The organism is Mesorhizobium sp. DxT, assembly GCF_058448885.1.
Window position 1 is genome coordinate 120,589 of the sequence record NZ_JBZFLJ010000012.1, and the last position, 14,033, is coordinate 134,621.

12 protein-coding genes are annotated in these 14,033 nt (G+C 61.7%); 5 read left to right on the forward strand and 7 right to left on the reverse strand.

Annotated elements, in window-relative coordinates:
* The first annotated feature begins 27 nt into the window (after positions 1 to 27).
* The 3 genes from araD to ACVJNE_RS20715 all read left to right on the forward strand — a co-directional run bounded on the left by araD (position 28) and on the right by ACVJNE_RS20715 (position 3,618).
* The gene (gene araD / locus ACVJNE_RS20705; RefSeq protein WP_499568662.1) at positions 28 to 1,770 is read left to right on the forward strand and encodes an L-arabinonate dehydratase; all 1,743 of its coding nucleotides are present in this window, start codon (positions 28 to 30) and stop codon (positions 1,768 to 1,770) included.
* Positions 1,757 to 2,683 carry a Gfo/Idh/MocA family protein gene (locus ACVJNE_RS20710; protein WP_499568663.1) on the forward strand — a complete coding sequence of 309 codons (927 nt, stop codon included), beginning with the start codon at positions 1,757 to 1,759 and terminating at the stop codon, positions 2,681 to 2,683. Before araD ends, ACVJNE_RS20710 begins: the two co-directional genes overlap by 14 nt.
* Positions 2,684 to 2,757: 74 nt before the next feature.
* Positions 2,758 to 3,618: an SMP-30/gluconolactonase/LRE family protein gene (locus tag ACVJNE_RS20715; protein ID WP_499568665.1), complete on the forward strand. Its 861-nt coding sequence runs from the start codon at positions 2,758 to 2,760 to the stop codon at positions 3,616 to 3,618.
* Positions 3,619 to 4,173: 555 nt separating this feature from the next.
* On the opposite strand, the gene ACVJNE_RS20720 is transcribed toward ACVJNE_RS20715, so the two are convergent.
* Positions 4,174 to 5,514, reverse strand: a complete 1,341-nt coding sequence (locus ACVJNE_RS20720; RefSeq protein ID WP_499568667.1) for a cation:proton antiporter — start codon at positions 5,512 to 5,514, stop codon at positions 4,174 to 4,176.
* A gap of 482 nt (positions 5,515 to 5,996) precedes the next feature.
* On the reverse strand, positions 5,997 to 6,911 hold the full coding sequence (locus ACVJNE_RS20725; protein ID WP_499568668.1) for a LysR family transcriptional regulator: 915 nt from the start codon (positions 6,909 to 6,911) through the stop codon (positions 5,997 to 5,999).
* Between the two features lie 120 nt (positions 6,912 to 7,031).
* On the opposite strand from ACVJNE_RS20725, the gene ACVJNE_RS20730 reads away from it, so the two are divergent.
* Together ACVJNE_RS20730 and ACVJNE_RS20735 are read left to right on the forward strand one after the other, a co-directional pair.
* On the forward strand, positions 7,032 to 7,928 hold the full coding sequence (locus tag ACVJNE_RS20730) for a polysaccharide deacetylase family protein (RefSeq protein ID WP_499568670.1): 897 nt from the start codon (positions 7,032 to 7,034) through the stop codon (positions 7,926 to 7,928).
* A 514-nt stretch (positions 7,929 to 8,442) separates the two neighbouring features.
* Positions 8,443 to 9,984: a Fic family protein gene (locus tag ACVJNE_RS20735; RefSeq protein WP_499568671.1), complete on the forward strand. Its 1,542-nt coding sequence runs from the start codon at positions 8,443 to 8,445 to the stop codon at positions 9,982 to 9,984.
* Positions 9,985 to 9,991: 7 nt separating this feature from the next.
* On the opposite strand, the gene ACVJNE_RS20740 is transcribed toward ACVJNE_RS20735, so the two are convergent.
* The 5 genes from ACVJNE_RS20740 to glnP form a co-directional block, all read right to left on the reverse strand.
* A complete protein-coding gene (locus tag ACVJNE_RS20740) occupies positions 9,992 to 10,192 on the reverse strand; it encodes a helix-turn-helix domain-containing protein (RefSeq protein ID WP_499568673.1) in 201 nt (66 codons plus the stop codon).
* A gap of 441 nt (positions 10,193 to 10,633) precedes the next feature.
* Positions 10,634 to 11,548: a MurR/RpiR family transcriptional regulator gene (locus ACVJNE_RS20745; RefSeq protein ID WP_499568675.1), complete on the reverse strand. Its 915-nt coding sequence runs from the start codon at positions 11,546 to 11,548 to the stop codon at positions 10,634 to 10,636.
* A gap of 7 nt (positions 11,549 to 11,555) precedes the next feature.
* A complete protein-coding gene (locus tag ACVJNE_RS20750) occupies positions 11,556 to 12,599 on the reverse strand; it encodes a C45 family autoproteolytic acyltransferase/hydrolase (protein ID WP_499568676.1) in 1,044 nt (347 codons plus the stop codon).
* Positions 12,589 to 13,317, reverse strand: coding sequence for a glutamine ABC transporter ATP-binding protein GlnQ (gene glnQ, locus ACVJNE_RS20755; RefSeq protein WP_499568678.1), 729 nt, complete (start codon positions 13,315 to 13,317; stop codon positions 12,589 to 12,591). Before glnQ ends, ACVJNE_RS20750 begins: the two co-directional genes overlap by 11 nt.
* Entirely contained in the window at positions 13,314 to 13,970 is a 657-nt protein-coding gene (gene glnP, locus ACVJNE_RS20760; RefSeq protein WP_173194089.1) for a glutamine ABC transporter permease GlnP, read from the reverse strand. Before glnP ends, glnQ begins: the two co-directional genes overlap by 4 nt.
* Positions 13,971 to 14,033: the final 63 nt, after the last annotated feature.

Here is a 14,033-nt window from a genome sequence, read left to right on the forward strand (position 1 = left end):
GACCCTCATGCGGAAGGCCTCATTGCCATGACATTTCGAAAGGCCGAATGGCCGCGCCGGCTGCGCTCGCAGGAGTGGTTCGGGGGCACCAGCCGCGACCACATCTACCATCGCTCCTGGATGAAGAATCAGGGCCTGCCTGCCGATCTCTTCGACGGGCGGCCGGTCATCGGCATCTGCAACACATGGTCGGAACTAACGCCGTGCAACGCGCATCTGCGTGACCTGGCGCAGCGGGCGAAGCACGGCATCTATGAAGCAGGCGGCCTGCCTCTGGAGTTTCCGGTCTTCTCCACCGGTGAAAGCGCGCTGAGACCAACGGCGATGATGTATCGCAACCTGGCGGCGATGGACGTGGAGGAGGCGCTGCGCGCCAATCCGCTCGACGGGGTCGTGCTGCTGGTGGGATGCGACAAGACCACGCCCGCCCTGCTGATGGGCGCGGCAAGCGTCGATATTCCCGCCATCGCCGTTTCCGGCGGTCCGATGCTCAATGGCTGGTTCCGTGGAGAGCGCGTCGGCTCAGGCACTGCGCTCTGGCAGATGAGCGAGGCGATCAAGGCCGGCGCCATGACGCGCGAGGACTTTCTAGACGCCGAGCAGGCCATGTCGCGCAGCCCCGGCTCCTGCAACACGATGGGCACGGCCTCGACGATGGCGTCGATGGCCGAGGCGCTCGGCATGGCCTTATCCGGCAACGCCGCCATTCCCGCCGTCGACAGCCGTCGCCGCGTGATGGCGCATATGAGCGGCCGCCGCATCGTCGACATGGTCAAGGACGACCTGAAGCCTTCGGACATTCTCACACGCGAGGCGTTCGAGAATGCGATCCGTGCCAATGGCGCGATCGGAGGCTCCACCAATGCGGTGATCCATCTGCTCGCTCTCGCCGGCCGGATCGGCATCGACCTGACGCTGGACGACTGGGACAGGCTCGGCCGCGACATTCCCACCATCGTCGACCTGATGCCTTCCGGCCGCTTCCTGATGGAAGAGTTCTTCTATGCCGGCGGCCTGCCGGTGGTGATCCGTGCGCTGGGGGAGGCGGGCCTTCTGCACAAGGATGCTCTCACCGTGTCTGGCGCATCGGTCTGGGACGAGGTGAAAGACGTCCGCAACTGGAACGAGGACGTGATCCGGCCGGTCGGGCAGGCACTGACGCCGCACGGCGGGATAGCGGTTCTGAAGGGCAACCTCGCGCCCAAGGGCGCGGTGCTGAAGCCGTCCGCCGCCAGTCCGCATCTCATGCGCCATCGCGGCCGCGCCGTCGTCTTCGAGGACATCGACGACTACAAGGCGAAGATCGCCGACGAGGCGCTCGATATCGACGAGAACTCGATCATGGTGCTGAAGAACTGCGGGCCGAAAGGGTACCCGGGCATGGCAGAAGTCGGCAATATGGGCCTGCCGCCCAAGGTGCTCAGGAAGGGCATCACCGACATGATCCGCATCTCCGATGCGCGCATGTCGGGTACGGCATACGGCACCGTGATCCTGCATACGTCGCCCGAAGCCGCCATTGGCGGGCCGCTCGCGATCGTGCGGGACGGCGACATGATCGAGGTGGACGTGCCGGCGCGCCGCCTGCATCTCGACGTGCCCGAGACGGAGATCGAGGCACGCCTGAAAGCGTGGCACCCCAATGTGCCGGTTCCCGAAAGCGGCTATGCGCGGCTGTTCCACACTCATGTTCAGGGAGCCGACACCGGAGCGGACTTCGACTTCCTCACGGGCCAGCGCGGAAAGGCGGTTCCCCGTGACAGCCACTGACATCGCCATCGTCGGGGTCGGCAAGATCGCGCGGGACCAGCATGTTCCCTCGATCGGCCGGAGCGAGGCATTCAATCTCGCCGCGACGGTCAGCAGCCATGGCGGGGTGGAGGGCGTTGAGAACCATGCGACGCTGGAGGGCCTTCTCGATACGCGGCCGGACATTCCGGCTGTCGCGCTCTGCATGCCCCCGCAGAACCGCTTTGCCGCGGCCAAGGCCGCGCTCTCGGCGGGGCGCCATGTTCTCTTGGAAAAGCCACCCGGTGCGACCGTTGCGGAGGTTCACGCCCTGAAGGCGCTGGCGGAGCGTCGTGGTGTCACGCTTTTCGCGACCTGGCATTCCCGCTTTGCCGCAGGCGTGGAGCCGGCACGCCGATGGCTTGCCGACAAGACGCTCCGCCGTGTCCATGTGACATGGAAGGAGGATGTGCGCCGATGGCATCCGGGGCAGGAGTGGATCTGGCAGCCAGGTGGTCTCGGGGTCTTCGATCCCGGCATCAATGCGCTCTCCATTGTGACCGCCATCCTGCCGTTTCCGGTTCACATGACGACTGCGGAACTGAAGTTCCCCGAGAACCGAGAAGCCCCGATCGCAGCGGCCCTTGCCATGACGGGCAATGGCAATGTGGCGGTCGAGGCCGAGTTCGACTGGCGCCATACCGGAGCGCACACATGGACGATCGAGGTGGACACGACGGAAGGGCCGCTGGTTCTGGCAGATGGCGGAGCAACCCTTGCCGTGGCGGATGGGCCGCCGTCGAAGGCACCCGATCGCGAATATGACGCCATCTATGACCGTTTTGCCGAGCTCCTCGCCGACCGTCAGATCGATGCGGATCCGACCCCGCTCGTTCACGTGGCCGACGCCTTCATGCTGGGCAAAACGATCGTCGTCGAACCCTTTTTCGACTGATTTTGCCTGAGGGCCTTCCCTTCTGGCCACCATCATATCCGTCGCCCGCTTGAACCGAGACCAAGGAACGCTGCATGGAAGCGCAACTTCACGATGCCCGTCTTTGCAAGCTCGGCGAGGGGCCGCTTTGGCATCCTGAGCGTGGACAATTGTTCTGGTTCGATATTCTCGGACAGAAGTTGCTGTCGAGACGGGGCGAGGAGACCCTGGAATGGAATTTCGACAGGCCAGTCTCCGCAGCAGCCTGGATTGACCATGACACTCTGCTAATCGCGGGCGCTGGCACCCTTATGCGCTTTGACGTCACAAGCGGCCACAGGGAGCAGATTTGTCCACTTGAAAGCGACCGGCCGGGCAACCGCTCCAATGACGGCCGTGCCGACCCGTGGGGTGGTTTTTGGATCGGCACGATGGGCCGAAGCGCCGAACTGGGTGCCGGTGCGATTTGGCGCTACTACCGGGGGGAGTTGCGCGAGCTCTTCGGGTCTATCACGATACCTAACTCAATTTCGTTCACTCCCGATGGTCGGTTCGCTCACTTCAGCGACACGCACGAAAGACTTGTCTGGCGCCAACGGCTCGGAAAAGGAGGCTGGCCGACGGGTGAGCCGGAGATTTATCTCGATCTGCGAGCGCAAAAGACAAACCCCGACGGAGCGGTATGCGATGCGGACGGGTTCTTGTGGCTAGCGTGCTGGGGAAATTCCCACATTGCGAGATACACGCCCGACGGCCATTGCCACACAACGCTCGCTTTGCCGGTCGAGCAACCGTCATGCCCAGCCTTCGGAGGAGCCGACTTTACCACCCTTTACGTAACAAGTGCTCGAGACGGGCTTCAGCCCAAAGAAGAAGCGCTGATGAACATGGACGGAGCTACACTCAGTTTCAACACAGGGGTTTCGGGATTACGTGAACCCTCGGTGATACTGTAGCGCAGCCGACATTCGAAACGGCGCCGTTTGCGTGCACTTGCAACGACGCGGGAAGAATCCGACCGCCTCGCTGCCCTCCGGGTAAGGATCCGGTGTCGCCACCAAGGTGATTGGCTCTCGTTAGCCGGTGTTGAAAGCGAAGGCTTCCTTTGGTGGGTGAGCTAACGCAGCCTCGATCAAGCTGAAAAAGGCGAAGGACCTAAGGGTAGGGGGAAGATCATCGAGACGACATCTGGGCCATTCGGCATGGCGGTAGCACTCTTGGCCGCTGCTCGCTCGAATCGCCTGACGCCTGACCCCTATAACAGCCGAAAACACAATTGATCTAGCTTGCCGGCAGCATCTGGATCTTCGTTACCTCGGTCGCGCTTCTGACCCTGGACCACGATCTCTTTGCCGACATCGATGCCGGACAGGATCACATATTGGCGCTTGCCGTTCAGCCGCCCGAGGCGGGCCTAGCGCGTGTTCAGAATTTGATGCAAGCAGATGAGCGACGCCGCCTCAACACGCAACCGGGCAGCACCAGGCAAAATTCAGTTGTCGGGTGCGCAACTATGCACGATCGGCAGGTCCCTGCAGTCCAGGCGGTGGCGCCGCATCGTCGGCGTCCGGATCGCGTCCCCGCAATCTGTCGAGGCTTCGCATGATAGGCGTCACGGTTAGCCCATGCATCACAATCGAGAGCAGGACGACCAGACCAACGATAGCCCACAGTCGTTCGCCGCCTTCAACTTCGATGTGGTTTAGACCGTAGGCCAGATAGTAAAAGGATCCGACGCCGCGAATTCCAAAGAAGGCAATCGTGAGCTTCTCAGTCCAAGGGGCCTTCAGCCCAATCAGGCCGATGAGGCCGGTTACGGGCCGCACAATTATAAGGATGACAACCACAGCAACGATGTCTGCCCAGGTGAGTGGCGTGAGCAGCCCGCTGACCAGAGCGCCACCGAACAACAGCAGCAGCACCATCATTGTCAGCCGCTCGATCTGCTCAGTGATGTTGTGCATGTCGCGATGGAAGTCGTGCTCACGTTGGGAATGTCGAAGCGTCAACGCCGTCACGAACACGGCCAGAAATCCATAGCACTGGATCATCTCTGTCAGCCCGTAGGAAATGAAGGTCGCCGCAATGGCAATCAACCCGTCTCCCGTTTTTGCTAGTTTCGTGTTCGCGGGTACATGGAATGTCAGCCAGCCAAAGACTTTGCCCACTATCCAACCGCCGGCGATCCCGGCCCCAATTTCCCATATGACGCTGTGGCCAATCCATCCGATCAGCCATGGCTCTCCGGTCGCTGACGCCAACCCAAGGGCGATAGCCAGATTGACGAAGGGAAAAGCCAGCCCGTCGTTGAAGCCCGCTTCGGAGGTCAGCCCGAAGCGAACCTCGTCCTCCTCGCCCGTCCTGGGAGGCCCGACCTGAACGTCGGATGCGAGGACAGGATCGGTGGGTGCAAGACTTGCCCCGAGTAACAGTGCAATTATCCAGGGCAGGCCTAGCCACCACGCGCCTATGACCGTGATTGCCGCAATTCCAAGCGGCATGGTGATGCCCAGCAATCTCCAGGTAATTGCCCAGTTGCGGTAGCTGAACGCTCTATCGAGCTTCAGGCCGGCGCCCATCAGGGCGATGATCACCACGAGCTCAGTGAAACGCTCCGTGATCTCAGGAAAATCCATTGGCAACGGCTCGTCCGTCACCTGCGGGATGGAGAAGAGCCCGGCTCCCAGCGCAATACAAACGATCGGGAGTGATAGTGGCAGGCTCTTGATCGCCAATGGTAGCCACGCGACCAGCGCAATGAGGAACCCCATCCCGGTCAGGACGAGGATATAGGGGTCGATGGACCAATTGCTGAAGTCGAGCATGCTCCCTAACGAATTGGTCAGGATCACGATCCATTCGGTCTAGAATCGCATAGACGCCTCCCGAGCCTTCGCGAAGGCGACCATCTGGGGATCATCGAGGACACGAGCGTCTGTTTCAGCGACTACAAGTGGTTCGTCGTCGCAAGTCCCTAGGGGCCGGGCTATCGCTGGACCGCTGCCACCCATCCCACACTAACGGAAATACGCTACAGGCTCCGATTGTTCTCCCGGAACTTGGCAGCGTAGGCGTCCCTGCCGGTTGTCTTGTCCGGGACTGGAACAGACGATCTCCTTCCCCCTGCGGGTCGTAGGATGGCTAACGTTCGGCCACCGACCGCATCTTAGCCATTTAGCGGGCCCTCGTTTGGCTGTTTCCATTGCCGCCCCATTGGGCGATGGCGACAGATTGCTCCGATGTCTATCTGCCCGAGGCAGACATTGAGAACGCGACTTGAATACGAGACAGCGTCGCTGGTTGAGCTTAACGAGCCATCCCGGGTATTCGCCGGTTATGCAGCGGTCGGCTCCCGTTGAGGAGAGACTGGGAAGAGGTTCGCCGCCATGAAATCGACGAAGACTCGGAGTTTGGGCGCAATGTGACGGTTGGTCGGCCAAAGCAGGCGAAACGAACCTTCGTGCCGGACAAAGTCCGGCAGGACGGCAACGAGGCGGCCTGTGGCGAGTTGGTCGGCGATTGCGAAATCGGCCAGGGAGGCGATCCCCATGCCGCGTTCCGCCATCATGATCAGCGGCTCGATCGTGTTGACGACCGCGGTCGTCGGCAGGTCGGGGCGCAGCTCTGTTTCGCCCTCTTGGAGCGGCCATGGCTCCAATTTGCCGCTCGTGGCATAGCGATGGTGCAGACAGGCATGCCTCATCAGATCGTCTGGCACGCGTGGTGTTCCGGCCCGTTCGAGATATTGAGGGGCAGCGACCAGAATGAGGCTGAATTGCCCCAGCATGCGTGACATGAGACGGGAATCCGCCAGGTTCCCGGCTCGAACGACAGCGTCGAAACCTTCATCGATGACATCGACAAGGCGGTCCGAGAAATCGAGATCCAGCTCTATCTCGGGGTAGAGATCCATGAACCGCAGGATCGCGGGCATCATCAGCATCGACACGATCGGCATGCTGACCTTGAGTTTACCGCGCGGACGCTCGATCGTCTGAGACAGCTCCAGCTCAGCCGCTTCCACTTCCGCCAGAATGCGCCGGCACCTTTCGAGAAACAGCGCGCCTTCACCGGTCAGCGTGATCGTCCGGGTCGACCGGTGCAGCAACCGGACCTGTAGCCGCTCCTCGAGCCGGGCGACTGCTTTGCCGACCGCCGATGCCGAGATGCCGAGTTGGTTCGCCGCCGCGGTGAAACTGCGAAGTTCCGCAGCGTGCACGAAGGCGCTGAGAGATCCAAGGCCATCCATTTCAATCTTTCCGGACAAATTATCTTGAGTGTCTGGAACTATCTCTCGTTGTTCTCTAATTCAAGTCACACCTATCTTGGCGGTCACAGTCGGATTGTTCCCCAGTAAGGAGTGAATTTTATGCCTCATACCGTCGGCACTGCGCCGCAGGAGCACGGTCGCTTTGATTTCTCGGCGATCACAAGCCGCCCAAAGCTGGAATGGCCCGATGGGGCGCGAGTGGCGTTGTGGGTGATCCCGAACATCGAGCATTTCCTGTTCGATCGCCCGTCGAGCTCCATCATCCAGTCGACGACAAGCTTCGTGCCCGATGTCCTAAACTACGCGTGGCGGGATTACGGGGTGCGCGTCGGAATCTGGCGCATGATGGAGATCATGGAAAAATACGGGGTGAAGGGCACGGTCGCCCTCAACTCGGATGCCTGCGTCCACTATCCTGCCGTCATCCAGGCCGGGCAATCGCTCGACTGGGAATGGATGGGACACGGCACGAACAACTCGTCGGTGATCACCGGGATTCCCGAAGACGAAGAGCGCAGGATCGTCAGGGAGGTCGTGTCCACCATCACCCAGGCGACGGGTACGGCGCCTCGTGGCTGGCTAAGCCCCGCCCTGACGGAAACCCATCAGACACCGGATATCCTGGCGGAAAACGGCCTCCGGTACGTCGCGAACTGGACCAATGACGATCAACCCTACGAGATGCGCGTGCGCTCAGGCTCCATGCTGTCCATGCCGTATTCAGTGGAAATGAACGACTACACCGCCTTCCTCGAACAAGGTCTGTCGGGCAGGGATTTCGGCGACGCGATCTGCGACCAGTTCGATCAGCTTTACGCTGACGGCGCATCGACCGGCCGGGTCATGTCGCTTTGCCTGCATCCGTTCCTGATCGGGCAGCCGCACCGGGCGAAGCACTTCGAGCGCGCGCTCAAACACATCACCGCGCATGACGCCGTCTGGCTGGCCAAGGGCGGCGAGATTGCCGACTGGTACACATCGACCAGGGGCAGATAGCGAAAACTACGTCGCCTTCCATGACGAGGTGAGGCCGGCTGCTTGGTGCCGACCTTCTTTCCGGCGTTCCAAGCTGCGTGCTCGCGGCTGGCATCATCGAATATGGAATGGCCCATGTGAGTTCTCCTCGGCCTTGATTGGCCGATAGAGAAACGTCGCAGGACAATGCCGCACATGGGCCGTTTCCGGATCGTCCGGTTTCGGTTCGAAAAACGAGAAAGTCGGCGGTTGGCCACCTAAACCTGCTGGTCCCTCTCGGACCCACATACTCCAATGCAATCCAAGCAGTCGGAATGGCAGGTTACCAGCTGACGTCGCCAACAGCCGACGGTCCCCTCCCGTCTCCTGCCGGTCGCTAGGGCAGGGCTCAAGATTCAGATGAAATCACCGATCAGATGGAGGCGCATCAAAAATCGCATGTACCACGCTGAAAGAATCAAAATTCATTGCCTGTGAACGTTTTTCAGGCGATACTCTCCTTGTCATAGATTTTCAGGTATGAGCATCGCAAATCATGGAGCAGGGGCAGAGGAAGCCGTTTTCAGGAAGAGTCAGCGTCCTTCACGGCCGCTGGCTGCCTGAGACCGCGCTCCCTGTGGGCTATGCCGCTCTGATAGACGCCTTTGATCTGGCTGTCCCGATCCCCATCACCCTCGCTGCGATCGGCCCCCGGCATAAGGTCTATCAGGAGGCGGGATGGAAACTCTATACACCTCGCCACGAGCCTGAAGTCAGTCTGGTCGGCCACCTGACCTTTGCATTGCGCTACGAGGGGCTGGATCTCGCCGTCCTGAAAACGCTTTTTCGCGCGACGGGTCCGGAAGCCATCATCGAGATCGTTCACGCGGCCCCGACCGGGGCCTATGCGCGACGGCTTTGGTTCCTCTACGAATGGCTGCTCGACGAGCGGCTCGATCTGCCCGACGCCACCCGCGGCACCTATGCCCTTGTCGTCGATCCTGAACAGCAATGGGCATCTCAGGGCGAGACCTCTTCACGCCATCGGGTGAAAAACAATCTGCCCGGAACACGTGCCTGGTGTCCGTTGATTTTCCGTACGCCGGAATTGGACGCCTTTGTGGCCCGGAATCTCGCCGAGGAAGCTCGGCGCGTGATCGCCGATGTTCCGGCGGACCTTCTGGCTCGCACCGCTGCTTTCCTCCTGCTCAAGGACTCGCGATCCAGTTTCCAGATCGAGGGCGAAGACCCGCCTCAGGATCGCATCCAGCGTTGGGGCCATGTTATTGGCGAGGCGGGGCGCCGCCCGGTGGCCCGTGCGGAGCTGGAGCGATTGCAGCGCATCGTTATCGGCGATGCCCGCTTCGTTCACCTCGGTCTGCGTCAGGAAGGCGGGTTTGTCGGCGAGCACGACCGTGTAAGCGGTGCTCCGATCCCGGACCATATAAGCGCCCGGCATGAGGACCTGCCGGACCTGATCGACGGGTTGGCCGCTTTCGATCTGGGGGCGGCCCGGCATATCGATCCGGTTCTGGCCGCTGCCGCGATGGCTTTCGGCTTCGTCTACATTCATCCCTTCGAGGACGGGAATGGCCGCCTGCACCGCTACCTCATCCATCACGTGCTTGCCGAGCGTGGTTTCAATCCGCCCGGACTGGTCTTTCCGGTCTCGGCCGTCATCCTCGACCGCATCGATGCGTATCGCCGTGTCCTCGAAAGCTATTCGCGGCGCCTGCTGCCCCATGTCCGCTGGAGGCCGACCGACAGTGGCAATGTCGAGGTGTTGAGCGACACCGCGGATTTCTACCGCTATTTCGATGCGACACCGCATGCGGAGTTTCTGTTTCAGTGCGTGGCGCGGACGATCGATGTCGATCTGCCGGAGGAAGCCAAGTTCTTAAAAGCCTATGATGGGTTCAAGGCCAGCGTGTCGCTTATGATCGATATGCCGGATCGTCTGCTCGATCTTCTGTTCCGCTTCCTGCATCAGAATGGCGGCAGGCTCTCGAGGCGAGCGCGGGAGAAGGAATTCGCGCCGCTGACAGAAGATGAGATCGCGAGGATCGAAGCGTTCTATGCTGATCAGTTACACAGTTGATCGACCCTCAATCGAGCCGGATCGCCTCGATTGGATCGGGCGGATCCATCGGATGGTGTTTTTCCTCACAGACCTCGATCAGCGTCGCCAGAACGTCGAGCCTGTCGGCATCGGGTGTGCCGCTGGCAGAGCCCCACAGTCGTTCGACTTCGGCGAACGCCGCGTCGTAATCCGCTTCGGTATGGATGGGTTCAAGCTCAGTCACCATGTCCTAACCTCCGGTGACGGTCTGTGCAGGTTTATTCATCGCCTTGTGCGGACCGCCTAGTGCTGTTGGTCCGCCCAGGGTGCGCCACTTGAGGCAACAAAAGACATATCATACTGGCGCTACCAATGATTGTTGGCATCGGTAACTGCGAGCCCCTGCAACCACTTCTGTCATAACTTCCTGGAAATCGAGGTGCGACGTAAGCGCGACGGCATCCCCCGATGTGTCGAGGCTTGACGTCTGATTGAAGCGCCATGCCATAGGATTTCGATGTCGCTTGGCGAGTGACCGTCGAGGATCGCACGCAGGGTGGCGACGAGCGAGGCCAGCATGGCCCGGTTTTCAGCACCGATTTCGTTTCCAGCGAACAGTGCACTTTCCTCGTGAAGGCTAGCGGGCGGATCCGGTTCTCCACCGGGTTGGTATCCAGTTCGCGCGCCCTCAGGGCGTCTCGATACCCAGGGCCTCAATCAGGTTTTCGCGCCGCTGCAGCGCCTCCAAGGCCGCATCGCCCAGTTGCCAGGCGACAAGGTTCAGCAAGCCCTCGCTGAAAACGATATAGGCGCCCATGCTGTTGGAGATGAAGGAGCTGGCGTGTGGGATGAAGAACGCATGCTCGGCCAGCGCGACGAGCGGCGAACTGCGCGAATCGGTGATGGCGATAACCCGCTGGCCGTTCCGTGCGGCCGCCTTGGCCACATCGGCGACCGAGCGCGTGTAGGGTGCGCAGCTTGCAACGACGACCACGTCGCCGGGTTCGAGCTGCGAGATAGCCTCGGCCAGGCCGAGCCGCGGCGCATCCAGCAGCGCCGCATCGGACCGCAGCATGCCCAGCCCGTAGGCAAGAAAGCTTGCAAAGCCGTGGAACTGGCGCTCGCCATGAACGCGGACCCGCTTGGCCTTGGCGAGAAGTCCGGCTGCAGCGGCGAGCTTGTCGGCCTCGAGCTGGCCGATGAACCCCTCGATATTGGCGATCGATTCCCTGCCAAGGCGCGCCATCGTCTCGATCTCGCTCGCTTCGGCATCGGCGTTGTGGAGCAACTGGTCGGCCTGCCGGCTGTAGAAATAGCGGGGCTCGCCGGCGATGGCGTTGCGAAACACCGACTGGAACTCGCCGAAACCCTCGAAGCCGAGACGCTTGGCAAGCCGGGTCAGGGTCGAAGGATTGACGCCGAGCAGAGCGGCCAGTTCCGAGATGGAGCGCACCGCCGATTGTTCGGGCATGTCGACCAGCCGCGCGAAAACCTGCTGCGTCTTGCCTCCGAGCGCGTCGCCTGGCTCGGCCCGCGCAAATTTCAGCGCCAGTCCGCGCAGTTCGTCCAATGTCTTTGGTGGTGTTGGCGTTCTGGCCTGCATGGCGTGATCAGTCGGCACCCGTAATGACGCCCGAATGGACCGGCGCCCGATGCCGGCCGTCATAGACGGTCCATGCCACCCTGTCAGCAGTGAGTTCGAAAACGGCGGTCGCGAGCGTGTTCTCGTGGTCGGGATCGTCCGCCTGCCGGCGATAGATCGGCAACGCACCGGTCTGGTCGAAAAGGATGCCGAGAGCGAGCGCGCTACCCTGCGCGCGCGCCATGGTCAGCAGTGCATCCGCATGCTGTTGTCGGCTGCCCGAAGAGGCAGTGATGCGCTGGGCGAGACCTGCCATCCTGGAATGGACAAGATGATTGGCGTGGATTGCCGGTGCTTCGATCTCCAGCGTAGACAAGGCGTCGGCGTTGAACTCAACGCTGACGATCCGTGGATCGCCCATCATGGCTAGAGTCACGTGGAAACCGCCGGCGCGCGGAACATCCTGCAGCACTGCCACCGTCGCATCGATGCTTTCGCAACCCAGCATCGCCCGCGTCAGAACCATGCGCGGGAGGCCCGGCCGATGCGAGGTGCAACGGATGTTGTTGACCGTCTGCACGAGCCCCCGGCCGTTCACCGAGAAAGTATGGCCGGGGATCGAGCCTGGATAGACGAAGGCCGTGAAGGACGGACCTACCGCCGGATGGACGGTGGCGAGGGCGCAATTGCCGTCGAATTCCGGCATGCCGTCTTCGTTGTGGGCCACCAGATTGGTCGATCCTGGCAATTGAACGGTCGTGCAGCCATCGGGCGCATGCGTGCGCAGGTCACCACGGCAATTCCAGGCGAATATATCGGCAAAAGGCATGTCCAGCCCGTCTGCCAGTCCACGCAATTCTTCAAGGACTGCGGGATAATGCCGCTCCGTCAGCGCCACCATCGCCGGCACGCGCGGATCGTCCCGCGCAGGAACCACGATCTCGCGCCAGTGCGGCGAGGGCACCAGCCTGTCGTGTACCGCGCTCGCACCGAACTGGCCCAGTGCGAAGCCGGTCTCGTAGGGCGTGCCTGCGATCTTGATGGCGGCCAGGCCGCATTCCTTACTGGACATGCTGGAGGAACTCCCGCAGGCGCGGGTTTTCCGCGCGATCCAGAAGCTCGGCCGGTGCGCCGTCCATAGCGATCTTGCCGTCTTCCATGAAGATCAGGCGAGAGCCGACACGGCGCGCAAAACTCATCTCGTGGGTGACGACGATCATCGTCATGCCTTCTTCGGCAAGCACCTGCATGACCCGCAGCACCTCGTGGCGCAGCTCGGGGTCCAGCGCTGAGGTGGGTTCATCGAAGAGTACGAGCTTGGGTTTGACGGCCAGCGCGCGGGCGATGGCGACGCGCTGCTGCTGGCCGCCTGACAGTTCGGACGGATAGTGATGGGTGCGCTCGGCAAGCCCGACCTTGGCAAGCAGGTCGCGTGCAGCCTCGCGAGCCTCGGTGCGCGACAGGCCGCGCACGTGCTGCGGGCCGAAGGCAACATTGTCGAGCGCGGTCATCTGCGGGAACAGGTTGAACTGCTGGAACACCATGCCGGCTTCCTGCCGGATCAGCCGCACATTCTTGCTGCCCGAACGCACGCTGATCCCGTCGACGACCAGATCGCCGCCGTCGATCTCTTCGAGGACGTTGATGCAGCGGAGCAGGGTGGACTTGCCGGAGCCCGACGGCCCGATCACCACGACGACCTCGCCATTTTCGATGTTGAGGTCGATCTGATCCAGCACGACCAGGGAGCCGAAGCGTTTGGTGACGTTGGCGAATTCGACGATGCTCATAGGATCCGCATCCTCTTTTCGATGATCCGCAGGATCAGCGTCAGCGTGCCGGTCAGGATCAGGTAGAAGATCGCGACGGCGGACCAGACTTCGACGGCGCGGAAATTAGCCGCCATGATTTCCTGGCCCTGGCGTGTGAGCTCACCCACGCCGATGACGATGAACAGCGATGTGTCCTTGAGGCTGACGATAAACTGGTTGCCGAGCGGCGGTATCAGCCGCCGGAACGCCACCGGGCCGATCACGTAGACGAGTACCTTCCACATCGGCAGGCCCAGCGCGAGACCGGCCTCCTTCAAGCCCTTGTGCACGGAGATGAAGGCGCCGCGCACGATCTCGGCGATATAGGCGCCGGCGTTCACGGTAATGGCGATGATGGCCGCCGAAAGCGGATCGATCCTGATGTCGGCTAGCGTCGGCAGGGCGAAATAGATGAACATCACCTGGACGACGATCGGCGTGCCGCGGATCAGCTCGATGTAGAAATAGGCGATGCCGTTCACGATCGCGTTGCCATAGGCGCGCATCAGCCCTGCAACGGTGCCTATGATAACTCCGCCGACAAGGCCGGCCACGGTGATGAAGACGGTAAGCTGCGCGCCGCGAAACAGCGCCGGAAGCGCGTCGACGACGGCGGACCATTGAAAGTCCATGACGGATCAGTCCTCTCGGTCTGGAAAAGGAGCGGGCCGCCGCGCGGGAAGACGCAGCCGGCA

Coding starts and splice junctions, on each gene's coding strand:
- ACVJNE_RS20715 (WP_499568665.1), top strand. CDS start 2,758: ATGGAAGCGCAACTTCACGATGCCCGTCTTTGCAAGCTCGGCGAGGGG.
- ACVJNE_RS20740 (WP_499568673.1), bottom strand. CDS start 10,192: ATGGTGACTGAGCTTGAACCCATCCATACCGAAGCGGATTACGACGCG.
- glnP (WP_173194089.1), bottom strand. CDS start 13,970: ATGGACTTTCAATGGTCCGCCGTCGTCGACGCGCTTCCGGCGCTGTTT.
- ACVJNE_RS20745 (WP_499568675.1), bottom strand. CDS start 11,548: ATGCAGGCCAGAACGCCAACACCACCAAAGACATTGGACGAACTGCGC.
- glnQ (WP_499568678.1), bottom strand. CDS start 13,317: ATGAGCATCGTCGAATTCGCCAACGTCACCAAACGCTTCGGCTCCCTG.
- ACVJNE_RS20735 (WP_499568671.1), top strand. CDS start 8,443: ATGGAGCAGGGGCAGAGGAAGCCGTTTTCAGGAAGAGTCAGCGTCCTT.
- ACVJNE_RS20730 (WP_499568670.1), top strand. CDS start 7,032: ATGCCTCATACCGTCGGCACTGCGCCGCAGGAGCACGGTCGCTTTGAT.
- ACVJNE_RS20725 (WP_499568668.1), bottom strand. CDS start 6,911: ATGGATGGCCTTGGATCTCTCAGCGCCTTCGTGCACGCTGCGGAACTT.
- araD (WP_499568662.1), top strand. CDS start 28: ATGACATTTCGAAAGGCCGAATGGCCGCGCCGGCTGCGCTCGCAGGAG.
- ACVJNE_RS20750 (WP_499568676.1), bottom strand. CDS start 12,599: ATGTCCAGTAAGGAATGCGGCCTGGCCGCCATCAAGATCGCAGGCACG.